General features: G+C 68.4%; 13 protein-coding genes. 5 read left to right on the top strand and 8 right to left on the bottom strand.

All coding sequences use genetic code 11. The features are described 5' to 3' along the window. Positions 1-56: 56 nt before the first annotated feature. A complete protein-coding gene (locus tag OCH239_RS13810) occupies positions 57-2,501 on the bottom strand; it encodes a mechanosensitive ion channel domain-containing protein (protein ID WP_084782467.1) in 2,445 nt (814 codons plus the stop codon). A 163-nt stretch (positions 2,502-2,664) separates the two neighbouring features. On the opposite strand from OCH239_RS13810, the gene OCH239_RS13805 reads away from it, so the two are divergent. Genes OCH239_RS13805 through OCH239_RS13795 form a run of 3 tightly spaced genes read left to right on the top strand, consistent with a single transcriptional unit; the run spans position 2,665 to position 5,897 of the window. Beyond that, on the top strand, positions 2,665-3,897 hold the full coding sequence (locus tag OCH239_RS13805) for a putative DNA modification/repair radical SAM protein (RefSeq protein ID WP_037263794.1): 1,233 nt from the start codon (positions 2,665-2,667) through the stop codon (positions 3,895-3,897). After that, a complete protein-coding gene (locus OCH239_RS13800; protein ID WP_037263792.1) occupies positions 3,897-5,378 on the top strand; it encodes a UdgX family uracil-DNA binding protein in 1,482 nt (493 codons plus the stop codon). Before OCH239_RS13805 ends, OCH239_RS13800 begins: the two co-directional genes overlap by 1 nt. A 60-nt stretch (positions 5,379-5,438) precedes the next feature. Beyond that, positions 5,439-5,897, top strand: coding sequence for a GNAT family N-acetyltransferase (locus tag OCH239_RS13795; RefSeq protein ID WP_037263790.1), 459 nt, complete (start codon positions 5,439-5,441; stop codon positions 5,895-5,897). Between the two features lie 61 nt (positions 5,898-5,958). Here OCH239_RS13795 and OCH239_RS13790 read toward each other — a convergent pair whose 3' ends face one another. Continuing rightward, complete coding sequence (locus tag OCH239_RS13790; protein WP_037263788.1) at positions 5,959-6,477, bottom strand: hypothetical protein; 519 nt, start codon at positions 6,475-6,477, stop codon at positions 5,959-5,961. Between the two features lie 251 nt (positions 6,478-6,728). Here OCH239_RS13790 and OCH239_RS13785 point away from each other — a divergent pair, with 251 nt between their 5' ends. After that, a complete protein-coding gene (locus OCH239_RS13785; RefSeq protein WP_037263891.1) occupies positions 6,729-7,541 on the top strand; it encodes a GH25 family lysozyme in 813 nt (270 codons plus the stop codon). Positions 7,542-7,652: 111 nt separating this feature from the next. On the opposite strand, the gene OCH239_RS13780 is transcribed toward OCH239_RS13785, so the two are convergent. Genes OCH239_RS13780 through ectA form a run of 4 tightly spaced genes read right to left on the bottom strand, consistent with a single transcriptional unit; the run spans position 7,653 to position 11,366 of the window. Continuing rightward, positions 7,653-9,083, bottom strand: coding sequence for an aspartate kinase (locus OCH239_RS13780; RefSeq protein WP_037263786.1), 1,431 nt, complete (start codon positions 9,081-9,083; stop codon positions 7,653-7,655). A 13-nt stretch (positions 9,084-9,096) separates the two neighbouring features. Then, positions 9,097-9,489, bottom strand: coding sequence for an ectoine synthase (locus OCH239_RS13775; RefSeq protein WP_037263784.1), 393 nt, complete (start codon positions 9,487-9,489; stop codon positions 9,097-9,099). 6 nt (positions 9,490-9,495) lie between these two features. Continuing rightward, positions 9,496-10,779 carry a diaminobutyrate--2-oxoglutarate transaminase gene (gene ectB, locus OCH239_RS13770; RefSeq protein ID WP_037263782.1) on the bottom strand — a complete coding sequence of 428 codons (1,284 nt, stop codon included), beginning with the start codon at positions 10,777-10,779 and terminating at the stop codon, positions 9,496-9,498. Between the two features lie 56 nt (positions 10,780-10,835). Continuing rightward, positions 10,836-11,366 (bottom strand): diaminobutyrate acetyltransferase, encoded by a 531-nt coding sequence (gene ectA / locus OCH239_RS13765; protein ID WP_084782465.1) that lies wholly within the window; start codon positions 11,364-11,366, stop codon positions 10,836-10,838. 356 nt (positions 11,367-11,722) lie between these two features. Here ectA and OCH239_RS13760 point away from each other — a divergent pair, with 356 nt between their 5' ends. Then, on the top strand, positions 11,723-12,274 hold the full coding sequence (locus tag OCH239_RS13760) for a MarR family winged helix-turn-helix transcriptional regulator (RefSeq protein WP_084782463.1): 552 nt from the start codon (positions 11,723-11,725) through the stop codon (positions 12,272-12,274). 77 nt (positions 12,275-12,351) lie between these two features. On the opposite strand, the gene OCH239_RS21715 is transcribed toward OCH239_RS13760, so the two are convergent. Further along, positions 12,352-17,673 (bottom strand): translocation/assembly module TamB domain-containing protein, encoded by a 5,322-nt coding sequence (locus tag OCH239_RS21715; protein WP_051489478.1) that lies wholly within the window; start codon positions 17,671-17,673, stop codon positions 12,352-12,354. After that, complete coding sequence (locus OCH239_RS13750) at positions 17,670-19,481, bottom strand: autotransporter assembly complex protein TamA (protein WP_037263780.1); 1,812 nt, start codon at positions 19,479-19,481, stop codon at positions 17,670-17,672. Before OCH239_RS13750 ends, OCH239_RS21715 begins: the two co-directional genes overlap by 4 nt. Positions 19,482-19,737: the final 256 nt, after the last annotated feature.

Below are 19,737 nucleotides of genomic sequence, written 5' to 3'. Positions count from 1 at the left end.
GGAGTGCCGCACCGGTTCAGGCTATGCACGGGCCCGGCCCCGAGGCAAGCCGCGCGCTAGCGGTCGCCGCCCGCATCGGGGCCGAGATCGGCGTCGGGCGGGGCGTCGCCGGTGGGCGTCCGGGCCTCGTCCGCGCCGCGGGGGCGCGGGGTGCCGGTGTCGCCCCCGTCGTCCTCGGCGGCACCGACCTCGCGCAGGCGCAGGGTCTGGGTGGTGCCGTCCTTGCTCTCGCCGAAGAAGAGCGTCTGGTGCGGGAACGGGATCTCGATGCCGCGCTCGTCGAAGAGCTTCTTGAGGATCTCGTTGAACGCGCGGCCGATTCCCCACTGGCTGCCGGGCTGGGTCTTGATCCGGGCCCGCAGCACCACCGCGCTGTCGCCGAGCGAGTTGACGCCGAACCATTCCATGTCGCCGATGATGGCCTCGCCCGCCTCGCTCTGGCGCAGCTGGTCGAAGCCGTCATGCATGGCCTGCTTGGCCTCGTCGATGTCCTCGCGGTAGGCGATGCCCATGTCGGTGACGGTGTAGGCGAATTCGCGCATGTAGTTCGACACCATGTCGACCGAGCTGAACGGGATGATGTGGAAGGTGCCGTCGAGCGCGCGCAGGCTGACCGAGCGGATGGTCAGCTTCTCGACCGTGCCGGTGGTGCCGCCGACTGTCACCACGTCGCCCACGTTCATCGCGTTCTCGAGCTGGATGAAGACGCCGGTGATGATGTCCTGCACCATCTTCTGGGCGCCGAAACCGATGGCGAGGCCGAGCACACCGGCGGAGGCGAGGAGCGGGCCGATATTGATGCCGATCTCGGAGAGCGCGAACATCAGCGTGAGGATGATGAGCGCGATTACCGCGGCGTTCCGGAAGAGCGACAGCAGCGTCTGTTCGCGCGAGGTGGGCGCCTTGCCCACGGTCGCGTCGAGCCGGTAGTCGATCCAGGCGTTGAGCGCGAGCCAGATCGCCGCGGCGATGATCAGGATGAACGCGACCGAGACGAGCCCGCCGGTGAACATGAGGCCGCGGTCCGAGGCGAGCCAGTCCGCGATGCCGAGCACGCCGATGACGTTGATCGTGTAGATCGCCACGGCCAGCGCCACGACGATGCGCAGGATCATCAGGATCTTCGGGACCACCGAATTGAGGCGCGACTGCAGGAGCGGCAGCTTGGCGTGGATCTCGTCGGGCAGGGTGATGCCGTTCTTGGCCGCGCGCCCGAAGGCGCCGACGATCATCGAGCCGATGAGGATGGCGAGCGCGATCTTGCCCGAGGCCGCCAGGGTCGCGAAGACCACGTCAGCCGGACGGGTCATGATGATCACGAACATCACGGCGAGATAGGCGAGCATGAACCAGTGCCAGAGCCGGATGAAGGAGCCGACGATGCCGCCGGGCTTGTTGCGGTCGGGCACGCCGTAGGTGGCGCTGTCCTCGGTCTCGTCATGGAAGGTCGCCGAGGCGAGGCGGCGCGCCAGCCAGTCCGCAACCGGATTGCGGAAGCGCACGACCGAGACGACGAGGTAGAGCAGCACCAGCAGCGACAGGAGCGCCGAGACGCCGAGCCCCGCGGTGAAGCCGACGGTGCGGTTCACGATCGGCACGATCAGGAGCTGGCCGTAGCCGAGCACGCTCACCACGAGGTTGAGGAGGCGGTAGAGACGCTTGGCGCCGCCGTCCGAGAGGTTGACCAGCCGAAGCCCGCCCGCGGCGGGCGCGATGATCATGCGGATCGCCACCTTGACGAGCTCGACCAGCAGGAAGGCGTTGAGATAGAGCGCCTGACGGAAGCCGACCTGTCCCGCATCGCCGATGACGAGGAGGGTGATGGCGTAGCCGATGGCCCAGGCGAGGACCACGATCAGGACGTCGAGGATGGCCGAGCCGAGATAGATCAGCACCGTCCGCAGGAAGCTCGCCTCTTCGGCGCGGGCGCCCATGCGGCGGAAGAACGGCACCAGCGCGAGGCGCAGGCCGACATAGACCGCGACGGTGATGGCGATGATCAGGAAGAGGTTGCCGAAGGCCTCGACGAGGACCGAGAGCTCGCCGCCGTTGAGACCGCGGAAGACGTTGCGGTCGCTCGAGAAGCTGGAGACGACCGCGTTGACCTCGTCGAGCACGGTCTCGGCGATGCCCTGCGTCAGCTCCGCCACCTGCGCGCCGAGCGACTGGCGTTCGCCGGGGTCGATGGCGGCGCCGCCGGTCTCGCCCTCGGAAGCTCCGTCGCCGTCGCCGCCCTCGCCCTGATCGAGCACAGATTGCAGCTGGGTGACGAGTTCCTCGCGCGCGGCGTCGTCCTGCAGGACCGTCAGCAGGCTCTGCAGCGCGAGCGTCTCGGTGGCGGCGTCACCGCCGCCTTCACCGCCGCCTCCGGAGCTCTCGGCGGCGGGCTGGCCCTGCGCCCAGGCCGGGGCGGGCGCGGAGACCGCCAGCGGGAGCGCGAGGCAGGCGGCGATCGTGAGGGCAAGGAGGATGGCCCCGAGAGACCGCAGGGAACGACACATGGATGAAACTCTCAGATTTTTCTCGGCTCGCGCGGAAAGTAGCCGGTGAGGGTGTGAGTGCAAGCAAGCGGCGGCCGGGTTCTGTCGTGACGCGGAAAATCGCGGGCGACATGACGCACCCATGCCCCTTGAGTGGAACGTTGAGAGAACTTAATAAGAACTTATGGTGAAGCGCACTCTCACGGACAAACTGGCGATCCTGTCGGACGCGGCGAAATACGACGCCTCCTGCGCCTCGTCGGGTGGTGAGAAGCGCGACTCGCGGGACGGCAAGGGCATGGGATCCTCGGGCGGATCGGGGATCTGCCACGCCTATGCGCCGGACGGGCGCTGCATCTCGCTCCTGAAGATCCTGATGACGAATTTCTGCATCTACGATTGCGCGTACTGCATCAACCGGGCGTCGTCCCGGGTCGAGCGGGCGCGGTTCTCGGTCGAGGAGGTCGTCTCGCTCACGGTGGAGTTCTACCGGCGCAACTACATCGAGGGGCTGTTCCTGTCCTCGGGGATCATCCGCTCGCCGGACGACACGATGGCGGACATGGTGCGGATCGCCCGCAATCTGCGGCAGGAGGAGAATTTCCGCGGCTACATCCATCTCAAGACCATCCCCTCGGCGAGCCAGGAGCTGATCGACGAGGCGGGGAAATGGGCGGACCGGCTGTCGATCAACGTCGAGATGCCCACGGAGAAGTCGCTGACGGAGTTCGCGCCGGAGAAATCCGCCAAGAACATCCGCCAGTCCATGGCGGGCGTGCGGATGCGGCGCGAGGAATCGCGCTCGGGCCCGTCCTTCCGCGGCAAGCGGCCGGCGCGGTTCGCTCCCGCGGGGCAGTCGACGCAGGTGATCGTCGGGGCGGACGGGGCGAGCGACCGGACGATCTTGACGCAGAGCGCGGGGCTCTACGCCTCCTATGGCCTCAGCCGGGTCTATTATTCCGCCTTCTCGCCGATCCCGGACCCGGCGAAGGCGCTGCCCCTGAAGCCGCCGCCGCTCGTGCGCGAGCACCGGCTCTACCAGGCGGACTGGCTCTTGCGGTTCTACGGCTTCGGGGTCGAGGAGATCGGCGGCGGCTCGGGGATGCTCGATCTCGAGGTCGATCCCAAGACCGCCTGGGCGCTGGAGCACCGCGAGCGGTTCCCGGTCGATGTGAACCGGGCGAGCCGGGAGGAGCTGCTGCGGGTGCCGGGCTTCGGCACCAAGACGGTCGGGCGGATCCTCGCGGCGCGGCGGCGCGGCCTCGTGCGCTACGAGCACCTGAAGGCGATGGGGGCGGTGATGAAGAACGCGCAGGCCTTCATCGTCGCGGGCGGCTGGAGCCCGCGGGGGATGCTCGAGGCCGACGCGCTGCGGGCGCGGTTCGCGCCGCAGCCGCAGCAGATGGCGCTTTTCTGATGCGGCAGGTGGTACTGCCGCGTGTCGGGACGGTCGCGGCGTGGCGGCGCGAGGCGCGGGCGCTGGCGGCGGCGGGCGTGCCGGCGGAGGAGGTGATCTGGTCGGTCGGGGGCGCGTCGGGGGATCTCTTCGCCGCGGGTGGCGAGGGCAGGACCGGGGCGCTGCCCCGGACCCCGGAGTATTTTCGCCAAGAAGAAGCGGGGACGCGGCTGCGCTTGCCGAAGGCGGCGGTCGACACGATCGAGAGCGCGATGTGCCATTCGGACCGCGAGCGCTTCGCGCGGGGCTACCGGCTGGTGCTGCGGCTGTCGCGGGGCGAGGCGGTCTGGGGGGACCGGGCGGATGCCGATGTCGGATGCGTGCTGCGGCAGGCCAAGGCGGTCGGGCGCGACATCCACAAGATGCATGCCTTCGTGCGGTTCCGGGAGGTCGAGGGGACGGGCGCGCGGCGCGCCTTCGCGGCGTGGTTCGAGCCCGAGCACAATTGCGTCGAGCGGGGCACGCCGTTCTTTGCCAAGCGCTTCGGCGACATGGACTGGGTGATCGCGACGCCTGGGGTGACGGCGCGGTTCGTGGAGGGGCGTCTCAGCTTCGAGGAGACGGGTGACGTGGCCCGGCCGCCGGAGGATGCGACCGAGGAGCTGTGGCGGACCTATTACGCGTCGATCTTCAACCCGGCGCGGCTGATGGTGAAGGCGATGTGCGCCGAGATGCCGAAGAAGTACTGGAAGAACCTGCCCGAGGCGGAGCTGATCCCGGGGCTCGTCGCGGGGGCGGAGGCGCGGGTGCGGCAGATGGCGGAGACGGCGCCTGCCGCGGTACCGCACGGGCGGGCCGAGAAGGTGCGCGAGCGGACGCGGGCGCTCCTGGCCGAGGCGGAGCCCGACGATGCGCTCGGGCGGCTTCATCGCGAGATCGGCGCCTGCGCCCGCTGCGGAATCTGCCCGAAGGCGACGGCGCCGGTGCCGGGGGAGGGGCCGGTCTCGGCGGAGCTGATGATCGTGGGCGAGCAGCCGGGGGATCACGAGGACCTCTCCGGGCGGCCCTTCGTCGGACCGTCGGGGCGGCTTCTGGACGAGAGCGCGGAGGCGGCGGGGCTCGACCGCGGGGCGGCCTATGTCACCAACGCGGTCAAGGGCTTCAAGTACGCGCCGCGGGGCAAGCGGCGCATCCATTCGAAGCCCGATGCGGGCGAGGTGGAGCGCTGCCGCTGGTGGCTCGACCTCGAACGCGAGCTGGTCGCGCCGAAGCTGATCCTGTCGATGGGGGCGACGGCCGCCGAGGCGCTGACCGGGACGGGGAAGGGGATCCTGAAGCGGCGGGGGCGGATCGAGGAGGCCGAGGACGGAACGCCCGTGCTGCTGACAATGCATCCCTCGTACCTGTTGCGCATCCCCGATGCGGGCCGGGCCGAGGCGGAGCGGGCGGCGTTCCGCGAGGATCTGGGCGCGGCGGCGCGGCTCCTGCAGGGCATGGCCTGACGGTTGCGGGCGCGGCGCGATCCGTGGCAAGGGCACGCCCGATGCGACAGGAGATGCCCGATGCCTGACCTCACGATCCGCAAGAACGCGCCGTTTGAGCTGGTGACGCTCGGCGAGATGCTGACCGATCCCGCTGACCTCGAACTGGTCAATCCCAACGCCAAGCATCCGTTCGATCCGCAGGAATGGTCGGAGAAATGGCTCAACGAGCCGGACGATGCGTCGTTCTACATCCTCGATGCGGATGGCCGTGAGGTCGGGTTCTTCGCGCTCCGTGTTGGGGTCGGACCGGAGGTGCGGCACCTCACCTATGTCTTCGTCGCCGAGGAGGCGCGGGGCGGCGCGGGGGCCGAGATGGCGCGGCTCGTCGAGGAGGCGGCGCGGGGGCTCGAGGCGCTGACCATCACGCTGAAGGTGGAGACCGACAACGAGCCGGCGCTCAACGCCTATCTCTCGGCGGGATACGAGGAGCTGTCGCGGCGCAACGGCATGGCGACGATGCGGCGCGATCTGGGCTGACGACATGAAAACGGCCGCCCCTGTCGGGACGGCCGCGATACGTGCCTCTTCGCGAGGGAGATTACCGGCGTGAGGTGGCGATCGGGCCCGTCTCGAGCGCGGTCGCGAATTCCGCGGCGGTCATGTCGAGCATGAGGCTCTCGTTACCGACCATCAGCGAGGAGACGCTGACCGCGGCATTCTCGATGCCGTCGCGGTCGATGGTGTTCTCGAGCTCGCCGTCGACGTCGATCAGCACGCGGTCGCCGTCGAGGTCGGTGCGGTAGATCGTGCCGATGATCTCGCCGTCGGAGGAGCGCACGACGGCATCCTCGGTGAGTGCGGCGTCGAGCTGGGCGGAGACGTTGCTGGCCGCGCCATAGGCTTCACCGGCGGCGTTGCCGGCGGCATTGGCGACGCCCTGTGCGGCATCGACGGTCTGCTGCGCTGCGGCCTGGCCGGTATCGACGACTTCTTCGCCGACCTGTGCGGCCTGGTTGGTCACGCTCATGTCGTTGGTCTCGTCACCGTCCTGCGCATATGCGGCGCCGGCGATGGCGAAGGTGAGGGCGGCAGTGGTCGTCAGGATGCGCTTGGTCATGTCGCGTCTCCTTGTTCCAGTTGTGTCGGGCCCGTTGCCGGGCGGTTCGATTGAGAAATGCGACCCCCCCGGGCAAATGTTCCAAGAAAGACCGGAGGTCGGCGGAATCGCGGTGGAGGCCGGTCGGGACAGCGAGCATATGGCGGAGTCCAGATGAGGCTTGCCAGGGATGACGCTGCCGTGTTGATTGCGGGGCGGCCGACCGCTGCCCGATCCTGAACCCTCCGATGAACGCGACCCTGCGAGGCTCGATGAGACTGACCCGCCGAGCCGCCTGCCTGGGCATGACCTCGCTTGCCGCCTGCGGCCCCCGCGGGGGCGACACGCCGGACAGCCTGCCGGGCCGCGTGCCTCTGCCCGGGGCGGCGCGCCCGCCCCGCTTCGGCGACAGTGACCCGGTCGCGACCTGGAGCGGCGGGCCCGCCCCGTCGGCCTATGCCGTTCACGGCATCGACGCCTCGAAGTTCCAAGGCTCCATCGACTGGAGCGCGGCGGGGGCGGCGGGCGTGAATTTCGCCTTCCTGAAGGCGACGGAGGGTGGCGACCGCCTCGACGAGCGTTTCGCCGAGCATTTCGCGGGCGCGGCCGCGGCAGGGGTGCCGGCGGGAGGGTATCACTTCTACTATTGCTGTCGCAGCCCCGAGGATCAGGCCCGCTGGTTCATCCGGAACGTGCCCCGGATCCGCGGCGCCCTGCCGCCCGTCCTCGATCTCGAATGGAACCCGTTCTCGCCGACCTGCGTCACGCGCCCGCCCCAGGCCGAGGTGCGGCGTGTCGCGGAAACCTGGTTGTCGATCGTCTCGCAGCATTACCAGCAACGTCCCATCGTCTACGTGCCGATCGAGTTCTGGCGCGACCGCGACGTCCGCCGTCTTCCGGTCGATTACTGGTTGCGCAGCGTGGCACGGCACCCCGAAGAGGCCTTCACAGACGTCTCATGGTCGTTCTGGCAGTATTCGTCGACCGGCCAGGTGCCCGGCGTCTCCGGTGACTGCGACCTCAACGTCTTCGGTGGCAATGCGAGCCTCTGGCGCCGCTGGCTTGCGGCCCGGCGTCACGGCTGAGACTGGGGCTGACCTGATCGTCGTCGGGGCCGGCCGGTGCCCTTGGGTCATCTTCGCAAAAAAAGGCCCGCGCGGGGGCGGGCCTGAGGTGGTTCAGATCGTCGGACGGGGTCAGGCCACGAGTTTTGCCGCCTGGCCGTCCTTGCCCATGAACGTGTCATGGAGCGCCTTGATACAGCGGTCCCGGTCGTCGCGATCGACGACGAACTGCGCATCGACCGTGCGCGTCGTCTGGTGCGCCGAGATGACGTCGACGCCGTCCTCGCGCAGGGCGCCGAGGCCGCGCTCCAGAACGTGCAGGCCACGCAGGTCTCGTCCGATCACCGACACGATGGCCGAGGAGCGGATGTTGATCTCGGAGCTCGGATAGATCTCCTTGAGCTCCTGCTCCACCGTGCGGAGCGCCGAGAGGGGCGCGTCCACGTAATGGGTGATCGTGTTGGCGTTCGAGGTCTTCGACACGATGCGCAGGCCGTGATCGGTCAGCACCTCGAGCGTGCTGGCGTCGTAGCCTTTCACGCCGACCATGTCCTGCTCGAAGAGTTCGAGCGCGTAGACGTCGACCCCGCAGACGATCTCGGCGACGCCCTTCTCGGCCTCCTCCTCGTCGATGAGGGTGCCGGGATCCTCGGGCTCGAAGGCATTGGTGATGCGCAGCGGCACCTGGGCCTGGCGCAGCGCCTTGGCCGCCGTGGGGTGGATCGCCTCCATCCCCATGTTCGAGAGCTGGTCCGCCACGTCGTAATTGGTGTGGCCGAGCTTGCGTACATTCTCGGCGCCGACGAGCTTGGGATCGGCCGAGGAGAGGTGGAACTCCTTGTGGATGATCGCCTCGCGCGCCTTGGTCAGCGCCGCGATCTGGCTGAACGTGACCTCGGAATAGCCGCGGTCGAACTTGTTCATCAGGCCTTCGGCGCATTGCGCGTAGCCGGTGACGATCGGCATCTCGCTGTCGAGGTCGATCTCGTCGAGACCGTCGAGGATGCGCTCCTCGAGCGACATCACCCGGTCGTCGCGCCAGCCCGAGAGATCCACGAAGCGCGCGTTCACGCCGTTGCGGTTCAGGAGCTTGGTGGTGACGAAGGCCGAATGCGCCTCGCCTAGGCCGGAGAGCAGCTCGCGCGTCTCGGCCATGTGGGAGGAAAGGCGGAAATGCCCGTAGGAGCAGAGGCGGTGCAGGTCAATCAGGCAGTTGCGCGCGCCCTCGATCCGGTCGCGGACGAAGTCGTCGGCGTCCTGCCGGTCGGCCTTGTGCTCGAGCAGGCGTTCATGTGCCTCGCGCATCGCCTTGTCGACCTTGGAGAGCGCGGCCATCCAGCCGTGCTCCTCGGTCTCGTTGGCAAACTCGGCGTAGACGCCCTTCTCGCCGGTCTTCTTGTGCTCGAGCAGCGCGTCGGTAATGCCGCCGAAGGCCGACACGACGAAGATGCGGCCGTAATCGGGCTCGGAGGCCTTGAAGAGCGGGTCGAGCAGCTCGTCGAGACGGGACATGGACGTGCCCCCGATCTTCTCGACGGTGTGGTTCTTGAAGTCGACAGTCATGTGGACCTCCCGTTCAGGCCGCCTCGTCGGGCGCCGCGTAGGAGCCGTCCTCGCGGTGCACCTCGTTGCCGGTGACCGGCGGGTTGAAGCAGCAGGCGAAGACGAAATCCTCGTCGCAGGTCAGGGTGTGCTTGTCGTGCTTGTCGAGCGCGTACATCACGCCGGGCTCGATCTCGTGGACCTCGCCCGTGGCGATGTCCTCGATCCGGCCCTTGCCCTTGATGCAGTAGACGCTCTCGAAATGGTTCTTGTAGTGGAACGTGTGCACCGACCCCGCTTTGATGTGGGTGATGTGGAAGGAGAAGCCCATTGCATCGTCGGCGAGCAGCATGCGCACGCTGGTCCATTGCTCGGCGGACACCGAGCGCTCGGTGCCGTGCATCTTGTTTTCGTCACGTACGATCATGGTCGGTCACTCCGCTGCAATCTTGTGGTTCTTGGTCGCCTCGCGCGTCGCCTCGAGCAGGATGTCGAGACCCTTGCGCAGGTTCTCCGGCGAGACGGTCAGGGCGACGAGCACTTTCACGACCTCATCGTCGGCGCCCGAGGTCTCGATGATGAGACCCTTCTCGAAGCAGCGATGGCAGATGTCCTCGGCCAGCTCGCCGCTGCCGACATCGACGCCCTGCATCATGCCGCGGCCCTTGAGCTTCGCGCCCGGGATCTCGTCCGCGACGGCCTGCAGGCCTGCGGTGAGCTGGACGGCCTTTTCCTGAACCTTGGTCTGGAACGTGTCGTCCTTCCAGAACTTCTCGAGCGTCACGCGGCCGGTGACGAAGGCGTGGGTGTTGCCGCGGAAGGTACCGTTGTGCTCGGCCGGCTTCCAGATGTCGTGCTCGCCCTTGATCAGGAGGCACGCGAAGGGAAGGCCGAAGCCCGAGAGCGATTTCGCCTGCGTGACGAAGTCGGGCTGGATGTCCATGCCCTCGAAGGCGAAGTAGGTGCCCGAGCGGCCGCAGCCGGACTGGATGTCGTCGACGATGATCATCGCGCCATGCTCGCGGGCGAGGTGGGCGATGCCCTCGATCCATTCCTGCGACGCGGCGTTGAGGCCGCCTTCGCCCTGGATCGGCTCGAAGATGAAGGCCGCGGGCTTGTCGATGCCCGAGGAAGTGTTGGAGAGCATCTTCTCGATGATGCCGAGCGTGTCGACATCGTCGCCGAAGGCGCCGTCATAGGGCAGGTGGGTCACGCCGCAGAGCGAGCCGCAGCCCGCGCCGCCGCGCTTGCCGGCATTGCCGGTCAGCGACAGGGCGCCCATCGTCATGCCGTGGAAGGCGTTGGTGAAGGACACGATGTTGCGGCGGCCGGTGATCTTGCGCGCGAGCTTCATCGCCGCCTCGACGGCGTTGGTGCCCGTCGGGCCGGTCATCATGATCTTGTAGTCGTCCATGCCGCGTGGCTTGAGGATGATGTCCTCGTAGGCCTCGAGCCACTTGGCCTTCTCGGCGGTGTACATGTCGAGACCGTGGGCGATGCCGTCGCCCTGCAGGTGGCCGATCAGCGCCTCCTTCATGTCCGGGTCGTTGTGCCCGTAGTTGAGGGAGGAGCAGCCGGCGAGGAAGTCGATATAGGTGGTGCCGGCCTCGTCGGTCATCTCGGAGCCGACGGCCTTGGTGAACACGGTATCGAAATCGCGGCAGTAGCTGCGCGCCTCGGATTCACGGCGCGCAAAAATCTGTTTGTCTGTCGACATGATATAGTCCTCTGGACTGTTTGACTGGAGGTAACGCGAAAAGCGGGAGCGCGGTTTCAGGCCGCGCTCTGGACCGCCTCGCGGAAGGTGATGGTCACCATGTGCTCGGTCGCGTGCTCCCCTGCGAAATGCGTGTCGCGGGTGAAATGCGCGTCCGAGGTCAGATCGGCGTTCGACCGGTCTGCGAACTTGCGGAAGAGCGCCCAGGAGGCGTCGTTGTCGAGCGTGATCGTCGTCTGCATCCGCTTGCAATCCGACGTTTCCTCGCGCGCCATGAGCGCGGAGAGCATCCGCGTGCCGAGGCCGAGGCCACGGGCGGCGGCGGAGACGGCGACCTGCCAGACGAAGACGGTGTCGGGATCGTGCGGCGTCACATAGGCCGAGATCCAGCCGACGATGTCTCCGTCCTTTTCCGCCACGACGCAGGTGTCGCGGAAGTGGTCGGACTGGAGGAGGTTGCAATACATCGAGTTCTCGTCGAGCGGCTTGCACTCGCGGATGAGCTCGAAGATTTGCGCACCGTCCTCGCGGACGGGTTTGCGGAAGGTCACTGTGCCTTCGGGTTTCACGCTCTGCAGTGTCTGCACGGGTCTGAACCTTTGATCGTCATTAGCGACTTTTCATTCGTAAGCCTAAGTATAGTCGCTGCGAGCGGTATTTCAACAAGCAAAGCAATTTTCTTCCCCCGGCTTCGGGAGGGGAGCCCCTTTACAAGTAATACTCAGCATAACAGAGGCTTAAGGCGCGTCGGCGGCAGTTCCGCTGCTTTGCCTGACAGATATATTCGACCCGTCGCGTGCGATTGAAACGCGTTGCTCACGTTGCGGAACTGCATTACAAGCCTAAGTATATGGGCATGTTAGATGCCAGCCAGAGTACGACATGTGCAGCGCGGGCCGCCCTTGGAGGTGGTGATGCGCCGTGCGAGACGAGTGAGACCCCGATGGATCGGACCGACGAAAGCCTGATTGCCCTCCGCCGTATCCTGCGCGCGACGGAGCTTTACGGACGCGACCTCGCGCGGGATGCGGGCCTGACGGCCGTGCAGCTTCGGGTCCTGCAGATCGTGGCCGAGAAGGGCAGGTGCCATCCCTCGGACGTGGCCGAGCAGATGGGCGTCAGCCAGGCGACGATCTCGGTCCTGATCAAGAAGCTCGTGTCCTACGGGCTGATGGAGCGCCGGCAATCCGCAGCGGACCGGCGCCAGATCGACCTGACGATCACGCCCGCGGGGCTCGCGAAGGTCGAGGTCGCGCCCGATGCGCTGCAGCAGCGGTATGTGAGCCAGTTCGAGACGCTGCCCGAATGGGAGCAGGCGATGATCGTCTCGGTGCTCGAGCGCGTCGCCGGCATGCTCGATGCGGGCAAGATCGACGCCTCGCCGGTGCTGGCGATGGGCGACATCACCCGCATGCACCAGACCGGCGAGGCCCCACGCGATTACGGCGAGGTGCAGACCGCCGCGCACTCGGCGCCGCGTCGCGCCGCGCAGTAAGACAGCCGCCAGGTCCAACGAGAACGCGCCGCCCGGGAGCCTCCGGACGGCGCGTTTTTTCGTGCGGGGCAGGCGGGTCAGTAGTCGCGTTCGTAATAGACCCCGACGCCGGTGTTGCCGTCGGTGCCGACCGTGCCGCGCGCGGTGATGCTCGGCGTGACGGTGAGGTTGAGGTTCACCTCGGTGTCGCCCTCGCTGTTGACGGTCACGTCGGTATAGGTGCGCTCGTTGATGTAACGGCCAAGGCGCACCTCAGTCTGCCCGTCCGCGGTGGTCTGGACGTCGATGTCGTCGAGACCGGTCGACTGGCGCAGCCGGTCGACGAGGCTGGTGCCGCTGCGGCCCGCGAGCGTGTTGATCGCGTTGGCGATGCGCAGCGCCTGCAGGCCCGAGATCTCCGACAGGTCGCGCCCGAAGAGGAGGAGCGCCAGCACCTCTTCCTGCGGGCGGTCCGGAGACGAGCGGAAGGTGACCTCGGGCTCGGAGACCGGGCCCTCGATGATCACCGCGATGGTGTTGTCGTCGCGCTGGGTCTCGGCCCGGACGGTGATGTAGGGGTTGAAGTCGCCCTGAAGCACCACAGTCGCCTCGGTCAGGTTGATCCGCTGGCCGAGGATGTCGAGTCGGCCGCGGATGAGCTCGAACTGCCCGGCGGGGACGACGTTCTGGATCGTGCCGCCGATGGTCAGCTCGCCGCCCAGCTCCGCATCGAGGCCGCGGCCGCGGATGAAGATCTGGCTCGGCGCCCTGATCGTGATGTCGAGGCCGTAATTGAGACCGCCGCCTCCGCCGCCGCCTGCATTTTCGGCCTCGGCTTCCTCGTTGCCGCCGAGAAGCCCCGCCTTTTCCTGCGTGCGCAGGACGGGCGCGGAGGGATTGACGTGCTCGATCCCGAAGGTGAGGCGCGAGGCGCTGGCGCCGCCCGAGGGCACGCGGATCTCGGTCCGGCCGAGATCGATGTTGCCCGCGAGCGTCGCAGTCGAGGCGAGGGGGCCGGTCAGCGAGAGCTGGCCGTTCACCAGCGTCTCGTAGAGGCCGGGATCGGTCACCACGAGCTCGTTCAGCGCGATGGAGAGATCGCCGTTGAAGGGCGGCTCGAGCGTCACCGGGCCGGTGACGGAGAGCGTGCCGCCGGTCGAGAGCCCGCCGGTGACGTCGAGCTGCGCGCGGCCGCCCGAGAGCGCCACGTTGGCCGAGATCCCCTCGATGGCGAGCGCCTGGCTCTGCACGAAGAACTCCGCGCCCGAGGTGGTGACATTTCCCGAGAGCGATTGCAGCGCGAGGGGGCCGTTCAGGCCGAGATCGAACTGCGCGGTGCCCGAGACGAGGTTCGGCTCGAGGAACGGGTTGGCGATCTCGAGCGGCAGGGTGCCGTTCGCCGAGAGGTTCGCCGAACCGAAATCCTGCGCGATGGAGCCCGCGACATTCGCGGTCGCGCCGCCGGGGCCGGTCAGCGCCGCGTCGACCTGGTAGCCGCTGCCGGTGAGGGTGGCGGTGCCGTTCGCCGTGGCGGGGCCGGTCAGTTCGGGGACGAAGAGGCCCACGTTGGCGAGGCGCACGTCATAGCGCAGATCGCCGCCGCTGCCGCCATAGGTGCCGTCGACGGTGGCGTCGATCTCGGCCGCGTCGACGTTCAGACGCTCGATCCGGATCGCGCCGTCCGACCCGCGCGAGGCGGTGGCGCCGAAGGTCGTGGTGCCGCGGACGAGCTGGTCGACGGGCGCGATGCCGGTCGTGAGGTTGGTGGCGCTGCCGTCGACGTCGGCCTCGAAGGCGCCGCTATCGAGCGTGTAGGCGCCGGTGCCCTCGATCTGCACGGAGCCGCCGAGGTTCTGCCCGGCGAGAGCGCCGTAGGGGGCGAGGGTGTTCACCGACACCGTGCCGCCGCCCTCGATCCGCTCGAGCATCATGTCGACCACGCGTGCGGTCGCGTCGAGATCGGCCTGAGCGCCGCCGGGGCCGGAGCCCTCGACGCTCACGTCCCATGTCTCGGGACCGGTCTGGGTCGCTTCACCGTCGATGCGGGCGGGGCCGTTGAGGCCCGGGGCCACGTCGGCGACGTCGGTTATCTCTGCGGTGAAGGTCAGCGCGCTGTTCGCGTCGGCGTAGGTGCCTTCGGCGCGGACGCTCGCGCGCGGCGAGACGAGACGCAGGGTGTCGATGACGATGCCGTTCTCGTTGCGCGTGGCGTCGATGTCGTAGGTGACGGTGCCGGCGAGCAGCGTGTCGGCCTGATCGATGCCGGTCACGACGTCTGTGGACTGCCCGGAGACGTCCGCGTCGAAGAACATCGTCTCGAAGGTGTAGCTGCCGGAACCCTCGAACTGCGCGGAGCCTGCGAGATCGCGACGCGCAAGCTGCGAATAGGGGGCGAGATCGTCGATCCCGAGCGTTCCCTGCGCCTCGACCGCGACCGGGTCCATGCCGTCGAGGGTCGCGGCGCCGGTGATGTCAGCCGCTGCGCCGCCGGGGCCTTCGCCGGTGATGTCGAAGTTGACCGTATCGCCGGACTGGTCGGCGCGGCCGCTGAGCTGGGCGCGGCCGGACATGCCCTCGACGATCTCGGAGAGCTCCTCGATCGTGGCATCGAAGGTCGCGCGGCTGCCGTCCTCGGCATAGACGCCCTCGCCGGTGATCTCGACCTGCGGGTTCGAGACGTCGAGCGCGTTGACGGTGATGCCGGTCTGGTCGCGGGCGGCGTCCACGTCGAGCGTGGTGGTGCCGCGCATGAGGTTGTCCACCTCGGCGATGCCGGTGAGGATGTCCTGGGTCTCGCCCGAGACGTCCGCGGTGAAGTTCTGCGAGTCGAGATCGAAGCTGCCCGACCCGGTGAGGTCGATGGAGCCGCCGAGCTCGCGGTCGGCGAGACCGGAATAGGGGGCGAGGTCCGCCGCTTCGATGTCGCCCTCGGCCGCGATGGAGCGGAGCGCGTTCTGCACGACCTGCGCGGAGCCCGTCACGTCGATGTCGACACCGCCCGGCGCGTCGCCGGTGACGTCGTAGGACCAGGTCTCGCCGTCCTGGGATGCCGTGCCCGAAAGCGTCGCCTCGCCCGAGAGGGTCGGGACGACGGAGGCGAGATCCGACAGGCGCACGTCGAAGCGCGCGTTGCTGCCGTCGTCGGCGTAGCGGCCGTTCGCGGTGATGTCGGCGCGCGGGGCGTCGAGCTCCAGTGTTTGCAGCGTGATGCCGTTCTCGTCGCGGTCGCCGTCGAGGGTGAAGGTGGTCTGGCCGTCGAGAAGCGCGTCCACCTCGGGGATGCCGACGGCGATGGTGTTGCCTCGGCCGGTGACGTCGGCGCTGGCGAAGCCGGTCTCGAACTCGTAGCTGCCCGAGCCCGAGAGCTGGACCGAGCCGCCGAGATCGCGGCCTGCGATTTCGGAATAGGTGCCGAGCGTGTCGATGGCCACCTCGCCGTCGCCCGAGATCGCGCGGAGCACGTTCTCGATCACGCGGGCGGTCACGTTCGCGTCGATGCGCGCGCCGCCGGGGCCGTTGCCGCGGACGTCCAGCGTGTATTCCTCGCCCGACTGCTGCACCGTGCCGCTCAGCGCGACGGGGCCCGAGAGCTCGGGCCGCACGCGCGAGATGTCGTCGATGGCGAGGTCGAAGCGGGCATCGCTGTCGCTGGCGCCGATCCGCCCCTCGGCATCGATGGTGAGCGTCTCGGAGGTCACGTCGAGCGCGCGCAGGATGACGCCGGCCTCGGTGCGGGCGGCGTCGATGGCGAGGTCGATCTGGCCGGCGACGAGGCCGTCGACCTCGGGGATGCCGGTCTCGAGGCCGGCCCCGGTGCCGCTGACCTCCATGTCGAAGGCGCCCGAGACGGGCTCGAAGGTGCCGGAGGTCTGCACGTCGACCGAACCTGCGAGCTCGCGCCCGGCGAGGCCCGAGAAGCGGGCGATGTCGTCGGCCGCGATGCGCAGGTCGGGCGCGACGACGATGTTGAGGTCGTTGGCGATGCCGCTGACCGCGACGGCGCCTTCCGCCGAGACGCCCGCGCCGGAGAGGTCGATGCCGCTGATCCGAAGCGGCTCGTCCTCGGTCCAGTCGAAGCTGAGAACGCCGGTGAGCGCGTCGCCCACCGCGCGGGCGAGGTCGGCATCCTCGAAGGACAGGCCCTCGGCGGCGATCTCGATGTCGCCCGAGGCGCCGCCCTGCTGCTCGGCGCCGTCGCCGCGCGTGATCGTGCCGCTGCCGTCGAGGCTGAAGCTCTGGGCGGTGAGGTCCGGGCGTTCGAGGTTGTCGACGGAGATGTCCGCCTGCCAGCCGTCGCCCTCTTCTGAATCGTAGGTGATGTCGATGACCGCGCGGTCGAGCAGCGTTTCCTGGCCGGGGATCGGCAAGGCGACGCGGCCGCCGTCGGGTCCGGCCATCTCGCCCTGAAGCGAGAAGCGGACGGGCCATTGCTGTTCGGAGAGCGCGAGGTTGCCGGAGAGATTGATGGCGTCGGAGGAGAGGTCGAGCGTGTCGATCTCGAGCGCGCCGGACTCGAAGCGTCGGCCGGCGACGTCGAGCGAGAGGTTCGGGCCGAAGAATTCGCGGTTCTCGGGCGTCAGGAGCGGGCGGATGTCGCCGTCGATGGCGACGTCGAAGCCGCGCGCGCCGCTTTCGGTTTCGCTCACCTCGACCTGGCCGGCGAGGCGGTCCTCGCCGTCGGTGGCGAAGGAGAGGTCCGCGGTGAAGTCCGAGAGCGAGCCGTCGCCCTCGACGGTGAGGTTCAGCGGCGGCTCGCCCGGGATGCCCGCGAGCGAGGCGACGAGGCCTTCGGGGCCTTCGTCCACCTCGAGCGAGATGGAGAGCTCTTCGGATTGGTTCGAGAAGCTGACATCGGCGGTGATCTCGCCGGTCTTGCCGTCGGTGCGGTTCACGTCGAGCGTGACGTCACCCTCGCCGCCGGCGAGGCTGGCGGAGCCTTCGAGGGAGAATTCGACCGGCTGGCCGATGATGCTCTCGCCGAGTTCGACGCGGTCCGCCGAGATCTCGCCGATCTGCACGGCGACGGGCAGCTCGGGAAGGGTGAAGGGCTGCGCGGCCGCGTCGGGCACCTCGACCGTCGGGTCTGCGGGACGGCCGGGCAGGCGCGAGAAGATGATCTCGTCGGCGGTCAAGGCGTTGACGGAGACCCGGCCGCGCAGCAGCGCGAGACGGTTCCAGTCGAGTACGACGCCGCGCAATTCGAAATAGACGCCGTTCGCGTCCGCGATGGTCAGGCTCTCGAGCTGGGCCTCGGACGAGAGCGCGCCCTGAAAGCCCGTGATGTCGATCTGCATGCCCTCGGCCGAGAGGTTGTCCTCGATCAGGCGTTCCAGCCGGCCGCGGTCGTCGTCCTGCGAGGAGACGGCACCCGGAAGGGCGAGGGCGGTGCCGAGCGAAAGGAGCGTGAGCGTGCGTCTCAAAATGCCTGTCCGATCCCGATGTAGTACTGGATGCCTTCGCCGGTGTCGCCGCTGACAGGGCTGGCGACGTCGAAGCGGATGGGTCCGATGCCGGTCTGGTAGCGCAGGCCGAGGCCCGCGCCCGAATGGAAGTCGCTGTCGGCGCTGACGAAGCTGTCCGAATCGATGTAGCCGCCGTCGTAGAAGGCTACGGCGCCGATATTGTCGGTGATCTCGCGGCGGAACTCGGCCGAGACGCCGACGAAGCTGCGCCCGCCGGTTTCGTCGCCGTCGCCGAGATCGACGTTGAGCGACTGGTAGGGCTGGCCGCGCACGGTGCCGCCGCCGCCCGAGAAGAAGAGGTAGTCGGGCGGGGTTTCGGTCAGGTCCGAGCCGACGACGGAGCCGACCTGCAGCCGCGCCGCGACGACGTTCGGATCGCCGTCGCCGAAGCCGAGATAGTAACGCGCGTCGCCATAGAGGCGGGCGCCCGACTGGGTGTCCCCGAGACCGACATAGGGCGTCGCCTCGGCGTTGACGTAGAAGCCCTGCTTGGGGTTGAGCTCGTCCGAGCGCTTGTCCCAGGTCAGCTCGGCGGGAAAGATCACCGTCAGGAAGTCGCGCTCTCCGATGTCGTCGATCACGTCGAAATAGGCGAGGCCGAGGCCGAGCTCGACTTCGAGATCGTCGGTGAGCTGGCGGCTCACGCCGAAGGTCGCGACGGCGCTGGTCGATTCGTAGGTGGGTTCGTCCGCATAGGCGAGGGAGCCCGACAGGAACCCGTCGGTGTCGGGGCCGTAGATGGCCGGAACGTCGAGGCGGCTCGAGAGGCTGTAATCCATGCCGCTTTCGGACGAGCCGATATTCGAGACCGACCCCTCGACGCGGAACCGCTCGGCGCCGCCGAAGAGGTTGCGGTGCAGCCAGAACGCGTTGACGGCCGCGCCTTCGAGGGTCGAGATCTCGGCGCCAAAGCCGATGCGGCGGGGCTTCTGGTCGGAGACCGCGAGATCCATGTCGAGCGTGTTGCCGGGGCCGAGGACCTCGCGCTCCTGCAGGGTCACCGAGGAGAAAGCGCCGGTGTCGCGCAGGCGCTCGACCACCTTCTCGACCTCGGAGGGGGCGAAGGGCTCGCCCTCGGGGAAGCCGGCGATGCGGCGGATCGCGCTCTGTCGCACGTAGGAGGGCGTGGTCACGATCATGTCGCCGAAGGTCACCCGCGGGCCCGGGCGGATCCCGATCATCGCCGAGAGCCGCGCCTCGTTGTGCTTGGCGATGACCTCTTCGCTGGCGATGGTCGCCTTGGCGTTGCTGTTCTCGCGCCAGGCCTCGATGGCGACGTCGACCGCGTCCTGGATGACGCCGCTCTCGGCGACCTGGCCGGGGGCGTAGCCTTCGGGAATCGGCGTCCGGCGGGAGGGCAGGGGACCGATGTCGGCCCGGTCGAAGCGGAATTGCGGACCGGTCTCGACCCGCACGAGGATGCGGCTGACAGTGTCCGGCAGGTCGAGAAGCGCGATCTCGGAGGCCTCGCGCCCGTCGACGGTGATGTTGATCACGCCGGAATAATAGCCCTTCGAGTAGAGCCCCTCGAGAAGCTGGGTGTAATCGGCGAGCGCGGTCGAGACGAGACCCTGCGGATCGGTGCGCCCGTCGTTCTCGGCCTGGCTGATGAGCGAGATGTCGCGCAGGAAGTCGCGCATCTCCTCGCGCTGCTGCTCGGAGGGGGCGGTCACGGAGTAGGAGACGTCGTCGAGTGCCGAAGCTGCGTCGGCGCAGAGTAATGCGCCGAGCCCGGCCAGGCCGAGGCTAAGTCTATATGAATTCACGTTGCTTACCGCCCTCGTCGCTCTTTTCTGTTGTCGCGAGCCCCCACACGGAAAGCCTAACGGGCATGCGTCCACCGTTCTAGCCTCGCGGCGATCACAAGGCAGTTCGTGGGCGCAGGTGTGGCGGCGAGGTCAGCCACAGCCGCTCGCGCGGGAGTGGCAGGAGCATCGCCGGGCGTGTCGCAGGCGGGTCTGGCGGAGACATCGCGCTCCCGGCGAACGAGGCGACGCGCCGGCACGTCCGGAACGGAGCGGT

The organism is Roseivivax halodurans JCM 10272, assembly GCF_000521785.1.
In the GTDB taxonomy this organism is placed as follows: domain Bacteria; phylum Pseudomonadota; class Alphaproteobacteria; order Rhodobacterales; family Rhodobacteraceae; genus Roseivivax; species Roseivivax halodurans.
This window is presented reverse-complemented; position numbering and strand designations above follow the sequence as displayed.